General features: G+C 68.9%; 20 protein-coding genes. 8 read left to right on the top strand and 12 right to left on the bottom strand.

The genetic code is table 11. The annotated features are described in order from the left end of the window. Window positions 1-165: 165 nt before the first annotated feature. The 3 genes from HMPREF2924_RS11270 to HMPREF2924_RS11260 all read left to right on the top strand — a co-directional run bounded on the left by HMPREF2924_RS11270 (window position 166) and on the right by HMPREF2924_RS11260 (window position 2,477). Window positions 166-615, top strand: a complete 450-nt coding sequence (locus HMPREF2924_RS11270) for a DMT family transporter (protein WP_003095321.1) — start codon at window positions 166-168, stop codon at window positions 613-615. Between the two features lie 156 nt (window positions 616-771). Next, a complete protein-coding gene (locus tag HMPREF2924_RS11265) occupies window positions 772-2,007 on the top strand; it encodes a DUF1835 domain-containing protein (RefSeq protein ID WP_003135285.1) in 1,236 nt (411 codons plus the stop codon). Beyond that, on the top strand, window positions 1,983-2,477 hold the full coding sequence (locus HMPREF2924_RS11260) for a YkgJ family cysteine cluster protein (RefSeq protein WP_003135287.1): 495 nt from the start codon (window positions 1,983-1,985) through the stop codon (window positions 2,475-2,477). Before HMPREF2924_RS11265 ends, HMPREF2924_RS11260 begins: the two co-directional genes overlap by 25 nt. A 2-nt stretch (window positions 2,478-2,479) precedes the next feature. Here HMPREF2924_RS11260 and HMPREF2924_RS11255 read toward each other — a convergent pair whose 3' ends face one another. From HMPREF2924_RS11255 to HMPREF2924_RS11245, 3 genes are read right to left on the bottom strand one after another with little or no spacing between them, the layout of a single operon-like run. After that, window positions 2,480-3,916 carry an ArnT family glycosyltransferase gene (locus tag HMPREF2924_RS11255; RefSeq protein WP_004365413.1) on the bottom strand — a complete coding sequence of 479 codons (1,437 nt, stop codon included), beginning with the start codon at window positions 3,914-3,916 and terminating at the stop codon, window positions 2,480-2,482. Continuing rightward, on the bottom strand, window positions 3,913-4,887 hold the full coding sequence (locus HMPREF2924_RS11250; RefSeq protein ID WP_003107470.1) for a glycosyltransferase family 2 protein: 975 nt from the start codon (window positions 4,885-4,887) through the stop codon (window positions 3,913-3,915). The genes HMPREF2924_RS11255 and HMPREF2924_RS11250 overlap by 4 nt, the downstream gene beginning before the upstream one ends. Beyond that, entirely contained in the window at window positions 4,884-5,246 is a 363-nt protein-coding gene (locus HMPREF2924_RS11245; protein ID WP_003095326.1) for a GtrA family protein, read from the bottom strand. Before HMPREF2924_RS11245 ends, HMPREF2924_RS11250 begins: the two co-directional genes overlap by 4 nt. A gap of 236 nt (window positions 5,247-5,482) precedes the next feature. Here HMPREF2924_RS11245 and HMPREF2924_RS11240 point away from each other — a divergent pair, with 236 nt between their 5' ends. Beyond that, on the top strand, window positions 5,483-6,844 hold the full coding sequence (locus tag HMPREF2924_RS11240) for an MATE family efflux transporter (RefSeq protein ID WP_003111808.1): 1,362 nt from the start codon (window positions 5,483-5,485) through the stop codon (window positions 6,842-6,844). On the opposite strand, the gene HMPREF2924_RS11235 is transcribed toward HMPREF2924_RS11240, so the two are convergent. The 7 genes from HMPREF2924_RS11235 to HMPREF2924_RS11205 form a co-directional block, all read right to left on the bottom strand. Further along, window positions 6,820-7,188, bottom strand: a complete 369-nt coding sequence (locus HMPREF2924_RS11235; protein ID WP_010792248.1) for an SLOG family protein — start codon at window positions 7,186-7,188, stop codon at window positions 6,820-6,822. The genes HMPREF2924_RS11240 and HMPREF2924_RS11235 overlap by 25 nt on opposite strands. Then, complete coding sequence (locus tag HMPREF2924_RS11230; protein WP_003135295.1) at window positions 7,176-8,843, bottom strand: Na/Pi cotransporter family protein; 1,668 nt, start codon at window positions 8,841-8,843, stop codon at window positions 7,176-7,178. The genes HMPREF2924_RS11235 and HMPREF2924_RS11230 overlap by 13 nt, the downstream gene beginning before the upstream one ends. A gap of 42 nt (window positions 8,844-8,885) precedes the next feature. Next, a complete protein-coding gene (locus tag HMPREF2924_RS11225) occupies window positions 8,886-9,095 on the bottom strand; it encodes a hypothetical protein (protein ID WP_003121106.1) in 210 nt (69 codons plus the stop codon). 50 nt (window positions 9,096-9,145) lie between these two features. Beyond that, complete coding sequence (locus HMPREF2924_RS11220; RefSeq protein WP_003135296.1) at window positions 9,146-9,922, bottom strand: hypothetical protein; 777 nt, start codon at window positions 9,920-9,922, stop codon at window positions 9,146-9,148. Between the two features lie 97 nt (window positions 9,923-10,019). Next, entirely contained in the window at window positions 10,020-12,731 is a 2,712-nt protein-coding gene (gene mgtA, locus HMPREF2924_RS11215; protein ID WP_023124785.1) for a magnesium-translocating P-type ATPase, read from the bottom strand. 226 nt (window positions 12,732-12,957) lie between these two features. Beyond that, the gene (locus HMPREF2924_RS11210) at window positions 12,958-13,176 is read right to left on the bottom strand and encodes a hypothetical protein (protein ID WP_003135298.1); all 219 of its coding nucleotides are present in this window, start codon (window positions 13,174-13,176) and stop codon (window positions 12,958-12,960) included. A 329-nt stretch (window positions 13,177-13,505) separates the two neighbouring features. Then, the gene (locus HMPREF2924_RS11205) at window positions 13,506-14,345 is read right to left on the bottom strand and encodes an arylamine N-acetyltransferase family protein (protein WP_003135300.1); all 840 of its coding nucleotides are present in this window, start codon (window positions 14,343-14,345) and stop codon (window positions 13,506-13,508) included. A 124-nt stretch (window positions 14,346-14,469) separates the two neighbouring features. Between HMPREF2924_RS11205 and HMPREF2924_RS11200 the strand changes: the two genes are divergently transcribed. Beyond that, window positions 14,470-14,925 carry a DUF2214 family protein gene (locus tag HMPREF2924_RS11200; protein ID WP_003104329.1) on the top strand — a complete coding sequence of 152 codons (456 nt, stop codon included), beginning with the start codon at window positions 14,470-14,472 and terminating at the stop codon, window positions 14,923-14,925. A 4-nt stretch (window positions 14,926-14,929) separates the two neighbouring features. Here the strand turns inward: HMPREF2924_RS11200 and lpdA are convergent, their stop codons facing one another. Continuing rightward, the gene (gene lpdA, locus HMPREF2924_RS11195; protein WP_074197737.1) at window positions 14,930-16,333 is read right to left on the bottom strand and encodes a dihydrolipoyl dehydrogenase; all 1,404 of its coding nucleotides are present in this window, start codon (window positions 16,331-16,333) and stop codon (window positions 14,930-14,932) included. 172 nt (window positions 16,334-16,505) lie between these two features. Here lpdA and HMPREF2924_RS11190 point away from each other — a divergent pair, with 172 nt between their 5' ends. Together HMPREF2924_RS11190 and HMPREF2924_RS11185 are read left to right on the top strand one after the other, a co-directional pair. Then, a complete protein-coding gene (locus HMPREF2924_RS11190) occupies window positions 16,506-17,045 on the top strand; it encodes a PaaI family thioesterase (RefSeq protein ID WP_003135314.1) in 540 nt (179 codons plus the stop codon). 67 nt (window positions 17,046-17,112) lie between these two features. Beyond that, window positions 17,113-17,673: a TetR/AcrR family transcriptional regulator gene (locus HMPREF2924_RS11185; protein ID WP_003110503.1), complete on the top strand. Its 561-nt coding sequence runs from the start codon at window positions 17,113-17,115 to the stop codon at window positions 17,671-17,673. 4 nt (window positions 17,674-17,677) lie between these two features. Here HMPREF2924_RS11185 and HMPREF2924_RS11180 read toward each other — a convergent pair whose 3' ends face one another. Beyond that, complete coding sequence (locus HMPREF2924_RS11180; RefSeq protein WP_003135316.1) at window positions 17,678-18,475, bottom strand: SDR family NAD(P)-dependent oxidoreductase; 798 nt, start codon at window positions 18,473-18,475, stop codon at window positions 17,678-17,680. Window positions 18,476-18,705: 230 nt separating this feature from the next. Here HMPREF2924_RS11180 and HMPREF2924_RS11175 point away from each other — a divergent pair, with 230 nt between their 5' ends. After that, complete coding sequence (locus HMPREF2924_RS11175) at window positions 18,706-19,323, top strand: PAQR family membrane homeostasis protein TrhA (protein WP_003095352.1); 618 nt, start codon at window positions 18,706-18,708, stop codon at window positions 19,321-19,323. Window positions 19,324-19,360: the final 37 nt, after the last annotated feature.

Below are 19,360 nucleotides of genomic sequence, written 5' to 3'. Positions count from 1 at the left end.
ACCGCTCGCGGTTACCCGCCGGGGGAATCCGAGGGCGTGCGATGGGGCCTCGCGTTTTCCTCCTCCGCTCCCGCCTGGTGCATACTGTGCGACTCCCCGTACCACTCCGGCCCGTCCCTCGCCATGCGCGGGGCGCGCTCGCCGTCATCGTTCCAGGAGTCTTGCATGCCCACTCCACCCTGGTGGCTGTTCGTCCTGCCCCTGCTCGCCGGCGCCTGCCTGCCGCTGCAGGCAGGGATCAACGGCCAGTTGGCCAAGCAGGTGTCCAGCGTCCTCGCCGCGGCACTGATCTCGTTCTTCGTCGGCACCCTCGGGTTGCTCGCCCTGACCCTCTCGCAGCGCGAGTTTCCCGGCCTGGCGGCATTGCGCGGGCTGAGCTGGTGGCACTGGTGCGGCGGTTTCCTCGGCATGTTCTTCATCTTCATCGCCGCCTTCGCCGCACCGCGCATCGGCGCGCTGATGTTCATGGTGCTGGTGCTCGCCGGCCAGTTGGGCATGGCCATGAGCCTCGACCACTTCGGTTGGGCCGGCTTCCGCGAGGCACCGATCAGCGCGCTGAAGCTGGGCGGGTTGGCACTGATCGGAGCCGGCATCTGGATGATCCGCAAGGGCTGAGTGCGTCTTGCCGCGGACGCGTCGGCCGGCCTATAGTCGGCCTCGGCGTTCTCCACGCCTCCCGTCCGCGGAAAGGGCAGCGCCCAGGCGATCCACCCCACGCATCGCGCATGCGACTCCAGGCCTGATGGCGGACAAGGCTGCAGAGGAGATCGTATGTCCTTTTCCCGCACTCTCGGCGATGGCCGGATCAATCTCGAACAGCAACGCAAGCGCGCCAAGGAGCTGTTGCGCCAGTGGCGCCGCGACCCGGCCAGCCGTACAGGGCTTCCGGGGCAGGAGCCGCGCCTGGCCGACGCCCAGTGGCAGGTGGCGCGCGAGCTGGGCTTCGCCAGTTGGCCGCGACTCAAGGCGCATGTCGACGCCATCGCCTTCGCCAGCCGCCACCCCGACCTGGTCGGCGGCGATGAGGCCGCGACCCTGCACCTGCGCTGCGGCAACGACATCGCCCACGGCCTGCAGCTCGCCGGCTTTCGCGGCGACTTCCGGATGTTCGCCGACCCGCTGACCATGGGACCGGTGCCGAACCTGCCGTTGCCCGAGTTCCTCGCCCTGCGCAGCGACTACCTGAGCCGCGCCTTCGACCTCGACCCGGCCGACGCCCAGGCCCGCCAGCGCCAGGAATACGCCGGGCTCGAGCGGCTCGGCGAATACTCGCGGGTGGCGCTCTGGTGCGAGGCGGATGCCTACGACCAGTTGTTCCTGGTCCGGGTGCTGGCCGGAATGCAGACGCCGCCGGAGCACCTGGAACTGATCGAGATCGACCGCGTGCCAGGCGTCGAGCGCTTCGTCGGCATCGGCCAACTGGCGCCTGAGCTGCTCGCCTGGCTATGGACTCGGCGTCGCCCGCTGGACGCCGAAGCCCTGGCGCTGGCCCGCGCGGCCTGGGACGCCTACCGCGATCCGGCGCCACTGCGCTGGGCGCAACTGGCCGCCGCGCCAACCCCGGAGCTACCGTTGCTGGGGCCGGCGCTGCGTCGGCAACTGCATGAACTGCCGGCCCTGCGCGACGGCCTGTCGCTGAGCGAACGGCTGACCCTGGAGATCGTCCGCGACGGCGGGCGGCCGAGCGCCGGCCAGGTCTTCGCCGAGCTGACCGCACGGCGCGAGCCGCTGCCCTATCTCGGCGACCTGATGTTCCGCGTCCTGCTCCGCGCGCTGCTGGAAGAGCCCGGTGCGCTGCTGCGCACGCCGGCGCCGGAACTGCCCTGGGAACGCCAGCCGCTGGCGCTGACCGCTGCGGGCCGCGAGGTCCTGGCCGGGCGGCGCTACCGCCTCGACCTCGGCGCCCCCGAACGCTGGGTCGGCGGCGTACGCCTGCGCGCCGGCACCGCGCACTGGGCTCTGGACGAGCAGGACCGGCCGGTATGGCGGGAGGACCCACGGCACTGACGCTCATCGCCCGGACGAGCGCAACGGGCGCGCAGCCACTATCATTGCGCGCCCGTTTTCCCCGCCCCCGCCCGCCGATGAAGAAGATCCCGCTCGCCGCCGCCGACCCCGACCGCCTGGATACCTGGGTGAAATACCGCGAAGGCCTGTGCGGCGAGTGCAACGCGACCTGCTGCACGCTGCCGGTGGAAGTGCGCATCGACGACCTGATCCGCATGCGACTGGTCGACGAGTTCGAGCGCGAGGAGCCGGCCAAGCGAATCGCCAAGCGACTGGAAAAGGATGGCGTGATCGAGCACTTCAACCACAAGCGCGAGATCTTCACCCTCACCCGCATGGCCAACGGCGACTGCCTGTACCTCGACCGCAAGACCCGCCTGTGCACCATCTATGCCCGCCGCCCGGACACCTGCCGCAACCACCCGCGCATCGGCCCGCGTCCCGGCCACTGCGCCTACCGGCCGAAGTAGCCTCAGCCAGGCGGCGCGACGCCCTGGCATAGCTGGTACTGTCCCACCGGCGGCCGGCAGCGCAAGCGCTGGCGCACCTCGTCGGGCAAGGCGCCGAACGAACGCGAGCGGATCGCCAGCAGGGCGTCGCGACGCAACCAGCCGGCCAGTTCGCTGTCCTCCGCCCGTTGTGCCCGCCCGCCGCTGTAGAACACTGCCGAGTACGGCCGCTTCGGCCAGAACACCAGCGGCCGCTCGCGCCAGCCGGCGTCGCTGGCCAGCAGCGCGGCGGTGGACTTCTGCTCGGCGCGCGAGCCCAGCAGCAGGGAGCCGAGGAACAGCGCGAACAGCAATGGGGTCAGCGCCAGGCAGGCCAGCCCGCCACGGCGCAGCCAGGCGCTGCGCGCCAGCGGCGCGCGCAACAGGTCGGCGGCGAGCAACGCCAGGGCCGGCAGGCCGGGCAGCACGTAGGTCCAGAGGACGTTGCCGGCGAAGGTGAAGAACAGGCACGGCGCCAGTCCCCAGAACAGCCAGTAGCGCCTGCGCGAGGCGACGCCATCGACCACCTCCCCGCGCTGGCGCCAGCCCAGCCAGAGCAGCAGCGGCAACCAGAGGCTCCAGGGAAACGCGGCGGCCAGCAGGAACAGCCAGACGCTGCCGTAGGGATAGGCGTGGGCATTGCCGTAGCGGTCGCCGTCCCAGCCGGCGGTGACGAAGCGCTGCCAATGCTCGCCGAGCAGGAAGTACTCGAGGAAGCCCGGCGTCTTCAACTCCGCCAGCAGGTACCAGGGCGCCGCCACCAGGAGCATCAGCAGGCTTCCGCGGATCCATGGCAGGCCCCGCCAGAGCGCGCGCCAGCGCCACTCCAGCAAGGCCCACAGGCCGATCGGCAGTCCGGCGAGGATCAGCGTCAGCGGCCCTTTCGCCAGCAGCCCGAGGCCGAGGCCGAGGAACATCAGCCAGCCCTCGCGGCGCCGGATTCCCTCCGCGCCATGCAGGCCCAGCCAGAAGCCGCGCATGGTCAGGACCAGGGCCAGGGCCAGGGCCATGTCGGTCATCACCGCCCCGGAGGCGACGAAGAACAGCGCCGAACTACCCAGCAGGACGCAGGCGATCCGCGCCTGCCGACGATCTTCGCGAGCCTGCCAGTCCCATACCAGCCACAGCACCAGCACGCCCAGCAACCAGTGCGGCAGGCGGCTGGCGAACTCGTTGGCGCCGAGCAGAAGCTGGCCGCCGGCGCTGAGCCAGAAGGCCAGCGGCGGCTTGCCCCAGAACGGCACGCCGACGTCGTACCAGGGCGTGATCCAGTCACCCAGTTCGGCCATCTTCCGCGCCACCTCGCCATAGCGGGCCTCAGTGGTGTCCATCAGCGGATAGCTGCCCAGGCTCAGCAGGCGGATGGCGAAGGCCAGGGCGAGCAGGAACCAGGCCAGCGGCCAGCCGCGCAGCGCCCTCACGGATTGGCCCCGCCGACCTGCGCCGGCAGGTAGCGGTCGATCAGGTAGAGCGGGCGGCGCCGCGCTTCCATGGTCATCCGCCCGAGGTATTCGCTGCATACGCCGATGGCCAGCAGTTGCAGGCCACCGATCAGGAACAGCGCGGCGATCACCGGCCAGTGCTCGTGGATCTCCTGTTGGCCGAAGATCCCGGCGAGCAGGGTCGCCAGGGCCGCCAGCAGGCTGAGCAGACCGAGGTAGCCGGCGACCTTCAGCGGCGCGGTGGAAAACCCGGTGATGCCCTCCAGGGCGAAGTTCCACAGCCGCCAGTAGCGCCACTTGCTGTGGCCGGCGACGCGAGCGGCGCGGCTATAGGCGATATCGACCTGGCGGAAACCGACCCAGGCGAACAGTCCCTTCATGAAGCGATTGCCTTCCGGCAGCTCGCAAAGGGCATCGACCACCCGCCGGTCGAGCAGGCGGAAGTCGCCGACGTCGCGCGGGATCGGCACCTCGCTGAGGCGGTTGATCAGCCGGTAGAAGGCGCTCGCCGAGGCGCGCTTCAGCCAGCTTTCACCGGCCCGGCTACGGCGGCGCATGTTGACCATTTCGGCGCCGCCGATCCAGGCGTCGAGCATCTGCGGGATCAGTTCCGGGGGATCCTGCAGGTCGGCATCGATGACGATCACCGCGGCGCCGCGCGACAGCTTGAGCCCGGCGCTCATCGCCTGTTCCTTGCCGAAGTTGCGGGTGAAGCGGGCCACGCCCACCCGGCGGTCGGCGGCCTGTAGCTGGGCGAGGATCGTCGCGCTGCGGTCGGTGCTGCCGTCGTCGACATAGAGCACCTCGCAATCGTCGCCAAGGTCGCCGAGCACGGCGCCGAGGCGCTGGTGGAAGGCCGGCAGCACCGCCTCCTCGTTGAACACCGGCACTACCACGCTGAGCAGGCAGGGGGCCTCGAGCTTCGACGCCAGGGAAGGTTCGATCATCATGAGAAGGTCCAGAGTCGATGAAGGTGATAGGTCGCCAACAGCAGTGCGCCGGTCGCGGCGAGCTGGGCCAGGCGATAGTCGAGTCCGGCGAGGTCGCCGAGCAGCAACACCAGGACGGCGTTGCCGAGTACGCAAAGCAGGCTGACGGCGAAGAAGCGCGGCAGCGAACGGAACACCGGGCCACGGTGGCGGAAAGTCTTCCGGCGATGCCCCAGGTAGGCAGCCAGAGCCCCGCAGCCTGCTCCCGTCGCGGCGGCCACGGCGGCGCCAACGGCGAAGCCCTCGACCAGGAGGGTCAGCACCAGGTAATGAACGGCGGTGGCACCGGCGCCGACCGAGACGAAACGCCCCAGGAGCATGCATGGCTTCCTCTGGAAACAACCGACGCCGGCATTCTAGGAAGGTGCGCAAAGCCCCGCGGTTAGCGCTGCGCAAGCTTCCTGACAGGTTTTCGCAGGGTTCCCCGCGGCAGGCCTGGAAGCCGCGTCGGACAAGGAATACACGGCAGGCAGAGGTCTGTTACCGGATATGAAAAACGGGTTTTCCGCAGGCCTCGCCGCCGTCGCTATACTGCCCGGCCGATCCGGAGGACCCCATGAGCCTGTTGCGCGATGCCTGGCGCCACGCCCCGACCCACCACAGGGTCTGGGCGCTGGCCGGGCCGATGATTCTGTCGAACGTTTCCGTTCCCCTGGTGCACCTGGTGGACAGCACGGTGGTCGGCCACCTGCCGCACGCCTACCAGCTCGGCGCGGTAGCCGTGGGCGGCAGCCTCTACACCCTGATGGTCGGCGTGCTCGGCTTCCTGCGCATGGGCACCACCGGCTTCGCCGCCCAGGCCGCCGGCCGCGACGATGGCGGCGCGCTGCGCCTGATCCTCGCCCAGGGCCTGGGCATGGCGCTGCTCCTGGCTTTGCTGCTCGGCGCGCTGGCCCTGCCCCTGAGCGGCTGGGCCCTGCAACTGATGCAACCGTCGGCGGAACTGACCGGCGAGGCCCGCGCCTTCTTCCATACCCGCCTGCTCGGCCTGCCGGCGGCCCTGGCCAGCTACGCGCTGGTCGGCTGGTTCCTCGGCACGCAGAACGCACGGGCGCCATTGGCGATCCTGTTGACCACCAACCTGAGCAACATCGCCCTGGTGCTCTGGTTCGTCCACGGCCTCGACTGGGGCGTGCAAGGCGCGGCCCGCGCCTCGGTGCTGGCGGAATGGAGCGGCGCCCTGCTCGGCCTGGCCCTGACCCGACGCGACCTGGCCCGGCGCCCCGGGCGGGCGCAGTGGCAACGCCTGCGCCACTGGCTGTCCTGGCTGCCGCTGCTGATGGTCAACCGGGATATCTTCATCCGCAGCCTGGCCCTGCAACTGGTGTTCTTCCTGCTCACCGTACAGGGCACCCGCCTCGGCGACGCCACGGTAGCCGCCAACGCCCTGCTGCTCAACGGCCTGCTCCTGACGTCCTACGCCCTCGACGGTCTCGCCCACGCGGTGGAGGCGCTCTGCGGCCACGCCATCGGCGCCCGCGACCGAACTGCCCTGCGCCGCGCGCTGGTGGTGGCCGGTGGTTGGTCGCTGCTGGCAAGCCTGGCGTTCGCCGCGCTGTTCGCCCTGTTCGGCCACCTGTTCATCGACCTGCAGAGCGACATCGCCGGCGTCCGCGAAGTCGCCTACGCCTATCTGCCGTACCTGGCCTGCCTGCCGCTGCTGGGGATGTGGAGCTATCTGCTCGACGGCCTGTTCATCGGCGCCACCCGCGCCCGCGAGATGCGTAACGCGATGCTCGTCGCGGTGGCCGCCAGCCTGCCCCTCGGCTGGCTGTTGCAGGGGCTGGGCAACCACGGGCTATGGCTGGCGTTCCTCGCCTTCATGCTGCTGCGCGGGCTGGTCCTGGCCGCCTACGGCTGGCGCCTGACCCGCCGCGATGGCTGGTTCGCCGCTCAGGGCGCCGACAGCGGGCGATAGGCGAGCATCAGCGGGACGTCGGCAGCGTGCGCGACCTGTATCAGTTCGCTGGCCAGGCGCCCACCGGGAAACACCAGCACCAGGTCCGGCGCGGCATCGCCGAGGACGGCCTCGCCATACTCGCGCAGGGCGTTGTCGCTGCCACTGCGCTCCGGATAATCGTAGGCGCGCGAATCCGCGCCACGCTCGCGGCACCAGCGCTCGGCCTCGTCCGGCAGGCCGCTGCCGGCATGCAGCAGGTGGCCGAGCAGCGCCACCGGTTGCAGGCCGTGGCACTGGTCGAGCGCCAGGCGCAGGCGTTCGGCGTCCTTGAAATGGCGTCCGGCGCAGATCAGGAGGCGCATGCCGATCCCTCCCCTTGCCCTGGCTCGTCCGGCCGCTTCGCCATCGGATCGATGCCGCTGCGTTCGAGCAGCGGATAGGCCAGGGCGGTGACATGATGGTGGATGCGTCGGTAGTCGCGGAGAATGCGCTGGAACACGTCACCGGACTCCACCCAGGCACCGCGATCGTCGCGCAGGCGACGGAAGCGCTCGCGACTGGCATCGGCCTCCAGTCGCTGCAGCAACTTCTTGCGCGCCACCAGGCGCAGCGCGGCGTCCAGGTCTTCGCGAAGGAACGCGCTGATCGCCAGGTGCAGGCTCTCCTCGATCGCCGCCTGCAACGGCAGCATGCGGCCCAGCTCGAACTCGCTGCCGGCGCGACTGCGCCCGGCCCAACGCATCGCCAGGGGCAGCAGGCTGTTGGCGACGAGATCGCCGATGTGCTCGATGTTGATGGCGAACAGGAGGATTTCCTGGGCACGATCGGCGTCGCTGTCGCCGAGGCCGTCCTGGCCGAGGTCTGCCAGGTAGGCGCGGATCGCCGCACTCAACTGGTCGAGGGCCTGGTCCTGGCGACGGATTTCCGCCACCACCTTCGCCTCCGGTCGCTGCAACAGGCCGCTGGTGGCACGCAGCATCAGACTGGCCATGTCGGCCAGCCGCAGGACTTCGCGAGTAGCGTTGGCCAGGCCGATGTTGGCCACCTCCAGCCCGGCTTCGTCGAGGTAGCGCGGCATGCCCGGGTCGTCGGACTGCGCCTCTTCCGGCAACAGGCGCGCGAGCAGCGCCGCAAGCGGTCCGGTGAAGCCGATCGCCAGCAGTGCCAGGGCCAGGTTGAAAGCACTGTGGAACCAGACCGCCGCCGCACCACCGAGTGCGTTGGCCGGCTGCGCCAGCGCCGTCAGCCAGGGCAGCACCAGCAGGCAACCGAGCAGGCGCACCAGCAGGTTGCCCAACGGCAGGCGCCGCGCCACCCGGCTACCGGCCACCCCCAGCGCCGGCAAGGCGCCGCCGAGGTTGGCACCGAGCACCAGGGCCAGGGCGATGGGCAGCGAGACCAGTCCGGCCTGGGCCAGGGACGCCACCAGCAGTACCACCGCGACACTGGAATGGCAGGCCCAGGTCAGCAGCGCGGCGAGCAGCAGGGCGATCAGCGGATCGCCTTCGAGGCCGTGGATCACCGCGACAAAGGCTGGCGAGGCCTCGATCTGCTGCAGGGAATGGCCGAGCAACGCCAGCGCCAGAAGCATCAGGCCGAGTCCGATCAGGCACTGGCCAAGGCTCTCCAGGCGCGGACCGTCGCCCAGGCGGAACAGCAGCAGGCCGGACAGCAGGGCCAGCGGCGCCAGCAACGAGGTGTCGAAGCTGAGCAGTTGCACCACCAGAGTGGTGCCGACGTTGGCGCCGAGCATCACTGCCAGCGCCGGCGCCAGGCCCAGGGTGCCACTGGCGGTGAAGGACGCTGCCATCAGACTGGTGGCGGTGCTGCTCTGCAGCAGGCCGGTGATGCCGAGCCCGGCGAGCAGGGCCAGCCAGCGGTTGCCCAGGTGGCGGCCGAGCCAGTTGCGCAGCGCAGTGCCGAAACCGCGCAGCACGCCGCTGGAGACCATGTGCGTGCCCCACAACAGGAGGGCCACGGCACCGGCCAGGTTGATCAGGAGGATGGTTCCCAGCATGGCGGAACTCCCGGTTCGGAATGGATCGTGAAGGGAACGGGCTCATTGACCCATGGCCAGCCTGAGCGAGGCACGGTTGAGCGCGCTCGAGCAGTCCAGCAGGTATTTCACTTCGACCTGGCTCAGGCGGCCGCTGGCGTATGCGCGCACGCTGATCACCATCAGCAGGTGCGCGGCCTTCGCCAGCAGCCGTGCTGCCAGGCCACAGAGCGCGCGGCGAGACGCGCCCAGGCATTTGCGTACGACGTTCATGGCTGCTTCCTCGGTGGAGGAGCGCGCCGCAGCGCGGCACGCCCTTGGGCTCAGAAACGCAAGGTCGCTCCCGAGACCAGCCATCGCTCGCGCTCGCCGCGCAGGTGGCCGCCGACCAGCAGGTCGAGGTCCAGCCGTTCGCCCAGGTGCAGCCGCGGTCCGGCCTGCCAGCCGCTGTCGCCGGCCGACTCGCCGAAGCGTTCGGCGATCAGGGTCAACGGCTGGCCGACGCGGTATTCCATGCCCATGCCCCAGTTCCAGCGATGCCGACGCTCGCCCTCGGCGTAGGCATGCCCCAGGCCGACCCCGGCGTTCAGGCGCAGGGCCTCGAACGGCTGGTAGCTCAGCGGCAGGTTGAAGCCGGCGCCTTCGAAGGCGTGCCGGCGGTCCAGGTAGAGATCCGCCGAGAGCGCCAGGGCCAACGCCAGGCCGAGGTCGTCGCGGGCCAGCAGCGGTGTCTTCAGCTCGGGGCTGAGGCGGCTGTGCCGATCGCCTGCGTCGCCCTCGCGCACCAGCGCCGCGCCGAGTTGCACCGATGGTAGGGCGGAGAAGGTGCAGGCGGGCGACAGCACCGACTGGTAGCGGTTGCCGTGGTGGCGTTCGCGCTGGTGCCAGGCGTCCAGATTGCATTCGCCGACGGGATCGATCTCGCCGTCGTCGACCCGGTAGGCGCCGCCCGCGGCGCGAGCCTCGGACAGCAGCGCCAGCAGCAGGACGCAGGCGAGCGCGGCGGCGACGAAGCCCAGGCGCCAGGACAGGGCGCGTCGCAGCGCGGCCGGCAGCGGTTGGAAAAGGGGCGCCCGCGGGCGCCGGTCGTGCAGGGTCATGATGCGTCTCTCCATGCGTGGGTCCGGTGTGCGTTGCGCGGCGCGGCGAGGCTTGCCGACGCGCCGGGAAAGGCCGGGACGAAGCCCGGCCGATCGCTCAGAACCACTGGCCGAAGCGGCGGATGTAGAGGGTCTTCATGGTCTGCGCGGTGACGCAGTAGCAGAGCAGCGTGCCCACCAGCCAGGGGAAGTACTCCCACGGCAGCGGCTGCAGGCCGACCATCGCCCCCAGCGGCGAGAACGGCACGTAGATGCCCAGCGCCATCACCAGCCCGGTCATCAGCATCACCGGCAGCGCCGCGGTGCTCTGGATGAAGGGAATCTTCTGGGTACGCAGCATGTGCACCACCAGGGTCTGCGAGAGCAGGCCCTCGATGAACCAGCCGGACTGGAACAGCGACTGCATTTCCGGGCTGTTGGCGGCGAACACGAACCACATCAGCGCGTAGGTGGTGATGTCGAAGATCGACGAGGTCGGGCCGATCCAGACCATGAAGCGGCCGATGTTCTTCGAGTCCCACTTGCGCGGCTTGGCGAGGAACTCCTTGTCCATCTTGTCCCACGGCAGCGACAGCTGGGAGATGTCGTACATCAGGTTCTGCAGCAGCAGGTGGATCGCCAGCATCGGCAGGAAGGAGATGAAGGCGCTGGCCACCAGTACCGAGAACACGTTGCCGAAGTTGGAGCTGGCAGTCATGTTCAGGTACTTCATGATGTTGCCGAAGGTCTCGCGGCCCTTGATCACGCCCTCCTCCAGGACCATCAGGCTTTTTTCCAGGAGGATGATGTCGGCCGATTCCTTGGCGATGTCGGTGCCGCTGTCCACCGAGATGCCGACATCGGCATCTCGCAGCGCGGGGGCGTCGTTGATGCCGTCGCCGAGGAAGCCAACGGTGTGTCCGTTGCCCTGCAGGGCCTTGAGCACCCGCGACTTCTGCAGCGGCGTCAGCTTGGCGAACACCGTGCGCTCCTCGGCCAGGCGTTGCAGGGTGGCATCGTCCATCAGGTCGATGTCGCGACCGAGCAGCGGCTCGCCGACGTCCAGGCCGACCTCGCGGCAGATCTTCGCGCTGACCACCGGGTTGTCGCCGGTGAGCACCTTCACCGCCACGCCGTTCTCGCGCAACGCGGCGATGGCCGGGCCGGCGGTTTCCTTCGGCGGATCGAGGAAGGTCAGCAGGCCGGCGATCACCAGGTCGCGCTCGTCGCTGGCGCCGTACTGGGCCTGGGACTCCGCGCGCGAGAGGCTGCGGGTGCCGAGCAGGAGCACGCGGAAGCCGTCGCGGTTGTATTGCTCGGCCAGCGCCAGCAGGGCCCGGCGGCGTTCCTCGTCGAGCGGCAGGTCGACACCGTCCTGGTGCACGCGGGTGGCGATCTCGAGCATTTCCTCGACCGCGCCCTTGCACACCAGCAGGTGTTCGCCGTCCTTGCCCTCGAGGATCACCGAGAGACGCCGACGGACGAAATCGAAGGGCAGTTCGTCGACCTTGCGCCAGGCATCCGACGGCGTGATGCGCGGGTTCTGTTCGACGAAGGCGACCACCGCGCGGTCCATCAGGTTCTTCATCCCGGACTGGTGGAAGCTGTTCAGCCAGGCCATTTGCAGGACCCGGTCGCAGCGCCGGCCGGCAACGTCGACGTGATGCTCGAGGATGATCCGGTCCTGGGTCAGGGTGCCGGTCTTGTCGGTGCAGAGCACGTCCATGGCGCCGAAGTTCTGGATCGCGTTGAGGCGCTTGACCACCACCTTGCGCCGCGACATCGCCACCGCGCCCTTGGCCAGGTTGGCGCTGACGATCATCGGCAGCATTTCCGGGGTCAGGCCGACCGCCACGGCGAGAGCGAACATGAACGCCTCGGTCCAGTCGCCCTTGGTGAAGCCGTTGATCAGCAACACGATCGGCACCATCACCAGCATGAAGCGGATCAGCAGCCAACTGACGCTGTTCACCCCACGGTCGAAGGCGGTCTGCGCCCGCGAACCGACGATGGAACGGGCCAGCGAACCGAAATAGGTGCGCGCACCGGTGGCGACCACCACCGCGGTGGCCGTGCCGCTGACCACGTTGGTGCCCATGAAGCAGATGTTCGGCAGTTCGAGCAGGTCCTGCTGGTCGGCGGCGATCCGCTTGGCGGACTTCTCGCGGACCGCGCCGAGGGTGTCGTATTTCTCCACCGGTAGCGCCTCGCCGGTGAGTACGGCCTGGCTGATGAACAGGTCGCGCGATTCGATCAGGCGGATGTCGGCGGGGATCATGTCGCCGGCGGACAGGCGCACGATGTCGCCGACCACCAGTTCGCCCATGGGGATTTCCCGCAGCTCGCCGCGCATCCCGCGCTCGTCGCGGCGCAGCACGGTGGCGGTGTTCCGCACCATGGCCTTGAGCGCCTCGGCGGCCTTGCCCGAGCGGTATTCCTGCCAGAAGCGCATCAGGCCGCTGACCAGGACCATGCAGAGGACGATGATGACGCCAGTGAGATCGGTTTCCTCACCGTCCTGCAGCGGCAGCCAGAAGTCGGTGAAGAAGCTGATCGCGGAGAGCGTCATCAGCACGTAGATGAAGGGGTTGTTGAACGCCTGCAGCAGTTGCACCAGGACGTGTGGCGGACGGTCGTGGGCCACTTCGTTGGGGCCGTCGGCGTGCAGCCGGGCGGCGGCCTCGGCCTGGTCGAGGCCGTCCTGGCGACCGCGGACGTTGGTGAGGGTGGTTTCCAGGCTGTTCTGCGCTTCGCGGGCGGCGCGCATGGACAGTCGGTCGTTGCGGCGCTCGGTGTCGAGCTGGGTATTGCGTTGGGTCGCTACGCTCATGACTCGGTCTCCTGTCGCGAGCTGCGCGACGGCGACACGAGTCGGTTGCCGGTCAGGTGACAGGCAAAGGCGTGCCGGGTCGCGATGTTCGCGATCGGTGGGAAGAATGTTCGGCTTGTCCGGGTAAGGCCCACTGCGCGCGGCCGCTCAGGCGGCACGCAGCAGGCCGACTTGGTGGTTCGTCCATGGCAGGCTCCTTGTGCGAAGGGTTAGGCAGGAGAAAGCGTCAGCCGCGCATCGGGCGGCGACCGCTCTCAGGGTTCTCTTCGACCTGCGTCTCCAGGCGGCGATACTCCAGGCGACCGCCGGCCGGGCTGACACGCCAGGCGAGGCTCGCAGGATGGCCGTGGCCGGGAAGGATCGCGCCGGGGGACTGCGCGGCGCGCACGCGCATCTTCGCCACGAAGGCGGATACGCCGGGGGATACCGAATTCTCGAAGTTCATGACTCACCTGTACCCGGCGTGCCGGACACGGGTGAGAAGCAGTGGGTCAGCCCAGGATGCCGCTCAACCGACCGACCCGTTGCGGGTTCCGTCGTGCGTTGGTTTGGGTCATCGCACCAGCCGGCATCTGCTGGGCCGGGCGACGACTACTGGGAATACTGTCCATGGCTCTCTTCGTAGGGGGAAAGAAAGTGCCCGGCTCTGCGGGCGGGGGTTTTATAGACCTCTTGCCAGACGAGGTCAACCGAAAAAGCCGTTTCGTTCAGGCTTCTATGGAACATCGGAAAATTCCCGCAGGAGTCCGGCGAAAAGACACCGGCCAAAAGCGCTCAGGCGGAGATCAGTCCCGCCAGCCGTCGCGCCAGCGCCGGCACTTCGGAGGCCGGGTCGAGGCGCAGGCGAAAACGGGTCTGCAGGATGTCCAGCAGTTCGTCGACGTCGCGCAGTTGGCGCTGCAGCGTCTCGCCGTTGCCGGCGCGCTGGCCGAACAGCCCGTCGGCCAGGGTCAGGCGCAGGTCGCCCTCGGTTATGGCGGCCTTCAGGCCCTGGCGGAACACGCTGTGGGGGTGGGTAGAGGTGTACCAGTTGCGCGGGATGTAATCGATCCACAACTGCGGGCGCAGGTCGAAGCGGTACAGCGGCAGCCAGCCGCTGCGACCGCGCACGGCGCTTTCGTAGAGACCGGCGTGCGGGTCGACCAGGCGCACGCAATGCACCTGTCCGGCGTCCGCCTCGTCGCCCGGCAAAGGCAGTGCTCGCGGCGGATTGGCCGAGCCGAAGCCGACATCCACCAGGAACTCGCCCTCCGCCAGGTACAGACGCAGCATCAGATGCGATTGCTGGGTCAGCGGCGCGTCCTCCGGGAGTCCCCAGCGTACCCGTGCCACCAGCAGTTCCAGCTCGTAGCCGAGGGCCAGCAGCAGGCGGGCGAACAGCGAGTTGAGTTCGAAGCAATAACCGCCGCGGCTGCCCTCGACGACCTTGGCGAAAACCTTGTCGGCGTCGATCTCGATGGGGCGGTCGAGCAGCACGTCGAGGTTCTCGAAGGCGACCCGGCGCAGATGCGCGTCGATCAGTCGGTCGAGATTCGCCAGGCTCGGCGGACCGGGATCGTCGATGCCGATATGGTGCAGGTAGGCATGGGTCTGCTCGGGCGTCAGCGGGGTCATGGCGGGCTCCGGAAAATGGCCAGCTCGATTCTAGACGCATTCTCGGGGAATACCGGAAGCGCCGTCAGGCACATTGGCCCGGGGTCTGCTTGACTGTGCCCATCCCACCCCGAGGAGCGCCGCCATGGCCCAGGCAATCGTCGCCTACCTGCACTACCTGTCGATCTTCCTGCTGTTCGCCCTGCTGGTGTTGCAGCACCGCCTGCTGCGCCTGCCGCTGGACCTGGAGCGCGCCCGCAGCCTGGCGGCGATCGACCGCGGCTACGGCCTCTGCGCCCTGGCGGTACTGGCCAGCGGGCTGGCGCGGGTGCTGTGGTACGGCAAGGGCGTCGACTACTACCTGCACAATGGCCTGTTCCACGCCAAGGTCGGGCTATTCGTCCTCGCTGCCCTGGTCTCGCTGTTGCCGACCGTTACCTTCCTTGGCTGGCGCGGCGCCCTCAAGGCCGGCGAAGTGCCGGCGGTGACGCCGGCCCGGGGCCGGCGGGTGGTCCTGGCGGTGCGCCTGCAACTGCTCCTGCTGCTGGTCATTCCGTTGCTGGCTACGCTGATGGCGCGCGGCTTCGGCATGCGCGGCTGAGCCCTCAGTTCTGCATGGCCCGGCCATGCACGTCCATCGCCGCCTGGCGCAGCGCCTCGGAGCGGGTCGGATGCGGATGGCAGGTCAGCGCGAGATCCTCCGCCGAGGCGCTGAACTCCATGGCCACGCAGGCTTCGCCGATCATCTCGCTGACGCCCGGCCCGACCATGTGCACTCCGAGCACCTGGTCGCTGCGGGCATCGGAGAGGATCTTGATGAAGCCTTCGCTCTCGTGGTTGATCTTCGCCCGGCTGTTGGCGCTGAACGGGAAGCGTCCGACCTTGTACTCGCGCCTCGCCGCCTGCAACTGCTCCTCGCCGAGGCCGACGCTGGCCACTTCCGGCTGGGTGTAGATGACCGACGGAATCACCTCGGCGTTCATCTCCGCCGCATGCCCGGCGATCCGCTCGATGCAGACGATCGCCTCTTCCTCGGCCTTGTGCGCCAGCATCGGTCCCGAGGTCACGTCGCCGATCACCCAGACGCCCGGCGCCGCGCTGCGCTGTCCCTGGTTCTCCAGCATGCCACGACGATCGCTGGCCAGGCCGACCGTCTCCAGCCCCAGTCCTTCGGTATAGGGGCGCCGGCCGATGGCCACCAGCACGTAGTCCGCCTGCAGCGATTCCGTAGCGCCGCCGGCGGCCGGTTGCAGGTCGAGTTCGACGCCCTGCTCGCCACTGCGCGCGGCGACCACGCGGGTGCCGAGGCGAAACCGCATGCCCTGGCGGGTCAGGGCGCGCTGGAGGGTCCTTGCGGTTTCCCCATCCAGCCCCGGGCAGATCCGCTCGAGGTACTCCAGCACCGTGACCTGTGCGCCCAGACGGCGCCAGACCGAACCAAGCTCCAGGCCGATCACGCCGGCGCCGATCACCACCAGGTGGCGAGGCACTTCGGCCAACTCCAGGGCGCCGGTGGAGTCGAGGATGCGCTGGTTGTCCACCGGCACGCCGGGCAGCGGCGCCGGTTCCGAACCGGTGGCGATGACGATGTCGCGCGCCTCCAGTTGCGCGTGGCCGCCGTCGGCAAGGGCCACGCTGACCCGGCCCTCGCCTTGCAAGCGCGCCCAGCCCTTGATCCACTGCACCTTGTGCTTGCGGAAGAGGAATTCGACGCCACGGGTCAGGGCGGCGACGCTCTCGTCCTTCTGCTTCATCATCTGCGCCAGGTCCAGTTCCGGGCTGACCCGGATGCCGAGCCGGGCGAACTCGCCGCCGCTCGCCGCGGCGTATAGCTCCGAGGCGTGCAACAGGGCCTTGGACGGCATGCAGCCGACGTTCAGGCAAGTCCCGCCGAGGGTTTCGCGACCCTCCACGCAGGCCACCTTCAGGCCTAGCTGGCCGGCGCGAATGGCAGCGTTGTAGCCCCCCGGACCGGCGCCGATCACGATCACGTCATAGCTTTCCATCATCCTGCTCCTCGGTTGTCCCGCCACGGCCCCCTCAGCGTAGGCGACGCCGGCGCAAATAGAGGAAACGCCGCGTAGAGGGACCGAAAGCGATTGTATTTCGCTCGTCATGCAAAGCTTATATGATGGCCGTAATTTTCCCGCAACCCTTTCCCACCACGACAGGAGCACCACCATGGAACAGCCCGGCCGCGAAGACCGCCTTAACGCCTGGATCGCCACCGAGCGGGCCGCCCGCGCCCGCCTCGGCGCCAGCGGAACCCTGGAGCTGGCGCAAGTCGCCGCGCTCTCCCCGCAGGAGTTCTTCGACCGCATCGGCAGCGGCGAGCTGCCCTGCCCGCCCTACGGCGAACTGGTCGACTTCGTTCCCATCGAGTGGTCCGAAGGGCGCTTCCTGTTCCAGGGCACCCCGGACCGCCGCCACTACAATCCGCTGGGTAGCGTGCACGGCGGCTACGCCGCGTCGCTGCTGGATTCCTGCATGGGCTGCGCGATCCATACCCGGCTCCAGGCCGGCCAGGGCTATACCACCACCGACCTGCGGATCAGCTACCTGCGCGCGCTGACCGACAAGGTCGGTCCGGTACGCGCCGAAGGCCGGGTGGTGCACCTCGGCCGCTCGACGGCGGTCGCCGAGGGCCGGTTGTACGATGTCGACGACCGTCTCTACGCCGTCGGCTCGACCACCTGCCTGGTCCTGCACATGGCCGGATGAACGCGGCTTCGCCAGGGAAGGCCGCCAGGCGTTAAGATGACGACCTGCATTCCAAGGTATCGAAGCCATGCGTTATCCCGAAGACCACAAGCAGAAGACCCGCCGGCGTATCGTCGAGGAGGCTGCCCGGCTGTTCCGCCAGGACGGCGTCGGCGCCACCGGGCTGCAACCGCTGATGAAGGCCCTGGGCCTGACCCATGGCGGCTTCTACGCGCACTTCAAGTCCAAGGACGACCTGGTGGAAACCGCGTTGCGGCATGCCGCGGCGCAACTCGACGAAGTCACCGCGCCCCTGGCGGAGGCGGAACGACCGCTGGCGCTGCTGATAGAGCAGTACCTGTCGCCGCGTCACCGCGATAACCCCGGCGCCGGCTGCCCGTTGCCGACCCTGTCGGCGGAACTCGGCCAGCGCGGCACGCCGAGCCCGACCACCGACAGCATCGTGCGCAAGCGCCTGGCGATGATCGAAGCGGCCCTGGAGGGCGAGGACGCAGGCGAGCGCGCCGTGCTGCTGCTCGCTTCGCTGGTCGGCGCGCTGCAACTGTCGCGCAGCGTGCAGGATGAGGCGCTGTCGCAACGGATACTGGAAGCGACGCGCAAGAAGCTGCTGGAGCAGATGGAGCGCTAGGGCCTCAGCCGAGGTAGCGCTCGGCCGGCCGCTGCCGCGACAGATTGGGCGCGAGCCTGGCCCGCGCCGTCATCAGCGCCTGCCAATCGGCCGCATCCGGCAACGACGGGATGGTCACCGCTTCACGCCGATCGAAACCGACCAGCGCCGCCTCCACCAGGTCCTCGACCTCCATCACCATCTCCGCGGGAATCCCGGCGATTCCGGTGCCGCTGCGCTCCCAGATCTCGGTGCGGGTGACGCCGGGCAGCACCGCCTGGACGTAAACGCCGCTGCCGGCCAGCTCGTGCTGCAGCGACTGGCTCAGGCTCAGCACGTAGGCCTTGGTCGCGCTATAGACGGCATTGAACAACTCCGGCGCCAGCGCCACCACCGAACCGAGATTGACGATGGCGCCGCCGCCACGCCGGCGGAACCCCTCCGCCGCACCGGCAGCCAGGCGGGTCAGGGCCACTATGTTGAGGGCGATCATCCGCTCCGCCCGGTCCATGTCGGCATCGGCCAGCGGACCGTTCATCGCCACGCCGGCGTTGTTCACCAGCAACGCGATCGAGGCGTCATCGCGCAACCGTCGCTCGACCCGCAACCTATCGTCGCGCTCGGACAGGTCGGCGCGCAGGATCTCCACCCTGACCCCGTGGGCTTGGCGAAGGCGATCCGCCAGGGCTTCCAGGCGTTGCCGGTCGCGCGCCACCAGCAACAGGTCGTGGCCACGGCGGGCCAAGTGCTCGGCGTAGGTCGCGCCGATTCCGGAAGAGGCGCCGGTGATCAGGGCGACGCCATTGCCAATCTGTTCGTTCATGTGGGTTCTCGCTGGAAAAAAGCCTGACCGCTGACAGCGGCTATTTATATTACACATTTAATATTATGATCGTAATTAAAACCGTCAAGCCTTTATCCGTTCCAACGAGCAGGGAAGGATGAGGAGAACCTTCATGCAACCGTCACGGAAAACGCCAATAAAAGGTCAGGACCCACGCCACCCCGACATGCCCTACCATGGCGTTGTCCATCGCGGGAGGATCATGCGTCATGTATCACGGTGAAAGACTCAATGCCTGGACCCACCTGATCGGTGCGGTCGCCGCCTGCACCGGCGCCGTCTGGCTGACGGTCCAGGCGAGCCTCAACGGCAGTCCGTGGAAGATCGTCGGGGTCGGCGTCTACGGCGTCACCCTGACGCTGCTCTACAGCATCTCGACCGCCTACCACAGCGTGCGCGGGCGAGCGAAGGTGGTGATGCGCAAGCTCGACCACCTGTCCATCTACCTGCTGATCGCCGGCAGCTACACGCCTTTCTGCCTGGTCACGCTGCGCGGTCCCTGGGGCTGGACGCTGTTCGGCATCGTCTGGGGCCTGGCCGTGCTCGGCATGCTCCAGGAGATCAAGCCACGCTCCGAGGCGCGGGTGCTGTCGGTGGTGATCTACGCGGTGATGGGCTGGATCGTGCTGATCGCGGTGAAACCGCTGCTCGCCGCCCTCGGCAGCGCCGGCTTCACCTGGCTGGCGGCCGGCGGCGTGCTCTATACCGTAGGGATCGTCTTCTATGCCTATGACCACCGCTTCCGCCACTGGCATGGCATCTGGCACCTGTTCGTGATCGCCGGCAGCCTCCTCCACTTCGTGGCGATCTGGCGCTACGTACTCTAGGCGCGGTCCGGCGCGAAGCAGCGGGGAGCCGGTCGCG

Origin of the sequence: Pseudomonas sp. HMSC063H08, from assembly GCF_001813645.1 — a bacterium.
Taxonomy (GTDB): domain Bacteria; phylum Pseudomonadota; class Gammaproteobacteria; order Pseudomonadales; family Pseudomonadaceae; genus Pseudomonas; species Pseudomonas aeruginosa.
Note: the sequence above shows the minus strand (reverse complement) of the source record. Positions and strands in the feature narration are given on the sequence as shown.

Coding starts and splice junctions, on each gene's coding strand:
- lpdA (WP_074197737.1), bottom strand. CDS start 16,333: ATGATGGAAAGCTATGACGTGATCGTGATCGGCGCCGGTCCGGGGGGC.
- HMPREF2924_RS11185 (WP_003110503.1), top strand. CDS start 17,113: ATGCGTTATCCCGAAGACCACAAGCAGAAGACCCGCCGGCGTATCGTC.
- HMPREF2924_RS11260 (WP_003135287.1), top strand. CDS start 1,983: ATGGCGGGAGGACCCACGGCACTGACGCTCATCGCCCGGACGAGCGCA.
- HMPREF2924_RS11175 (WP_003095352.1), top strand. CDS start 18,706: ATGTATCACGGTGAAAGACTCAATGCCTGGACCCACCTGATCGGTGCG.
- HMPREF2924_RS11240 (WP_003111808.1), top strand. CDS start 5,483: ATGAGCCTGTTGCGCGATGCCTGGCGCCACGCCCCGACCCACCACAGG.
- HMPREF2924_RS11210 (WP_003135298.1), bottom strand. CDS start 13,176: ATGAACTTCGAGAATTCGGTATCCCCCGGCGTATCCGCCTTCGTGGCG.
- HMPREF2924_RS11230 (WP_003135295.1), bottom strand. CDS start 8,843: ATGCTGGGAACCATCCTCCTGATCAACCTGGCCGGTGCCGTGGCCCTC.
- HMPREF2924_RS11270 (WP_003095321.1), top strand. CDS start 166: ATGCCCACTCCACCCTGGTGGCTGTTCGTCCTGCCCCTGCTCGCCGGC.
- HMPREF2924_RS11245 (WP_003095326.1), bottom strand. CDS start 5,246: ATGCTCCTGGGGCGTTTCGTCTCGGTCGGCGCCGGTGCCACCGCCGTT.
- HMPREF2924_RS11220 (WP_003135296.1), bottom strand. CDS start 9,922: ATGACCCTGCACGACCGGCGCCCGCGGGCGCCCCTTTTCCAACCGCTG.
- HMPREF2924_RS11235 (WP_010792248.1), bottom strand. CDS start 7,188: ATGCGCCTCCTGATCTGCGCCGGACGCCATTTCAAGGACGCCGAACGC.
- HMPREF2924_RS11190 (WP_003135314.1), top strand. CDS start 16,506: ATGGAACAGCCCGGCCGCGAAGACCGCCTTAACGCCTGGATCGCCACC.
- HMPREF2924_RS11180 (WP_003135316.1), bottom strand. CDS start 18,475: ATGAACGAACAGATTGGCAATGGCGTCGCCCTGATCACCGGCGCCTCT.
- HMPREF2924_RS11200 (WP_003104329.1), top strand. CDS start 14,470: ATGGCCCAGGCAATCGTCGCCTACCTGCACTACCTGTCGATCTTCCTG.
- HMPREF2924_RS11225 (WP_003121106.1), bottom strand. CDS start 9,095: ATGAACGTCGTACGCAAATGCCTGGGCGCGTCTCGCCGCGCGCTCTGT.
- HMPREF2924_RS11205 (WP_003135300.1), bottom strand. CDS start 14,345: ATGACCCCGCTGACGCCCGAGCAGACCCATGCCTACCTGCACCATATC.
- mgtA (WP_023124785.1), bottom strand. CDS start 12,731: ATGAGCGTAGCGACCCAACGCAATACCCAGCTCGACACCGAGCGCCGC.
- HMPREF2924_RS11250 (WP_003107470.1), bottom strand. CDS start 4,887: ATGATGATCGAACCTTCCCTGGCGTCGAAGCTCGAGGCCCCCTGCCTG.
- HMPREF2924_RS11265 (WP_003135285.1), top strand. CDS start 772: ATGTCCTTTTCCCGCACTCTCGGCGATGGCCGGATCAATCTCGAACAG.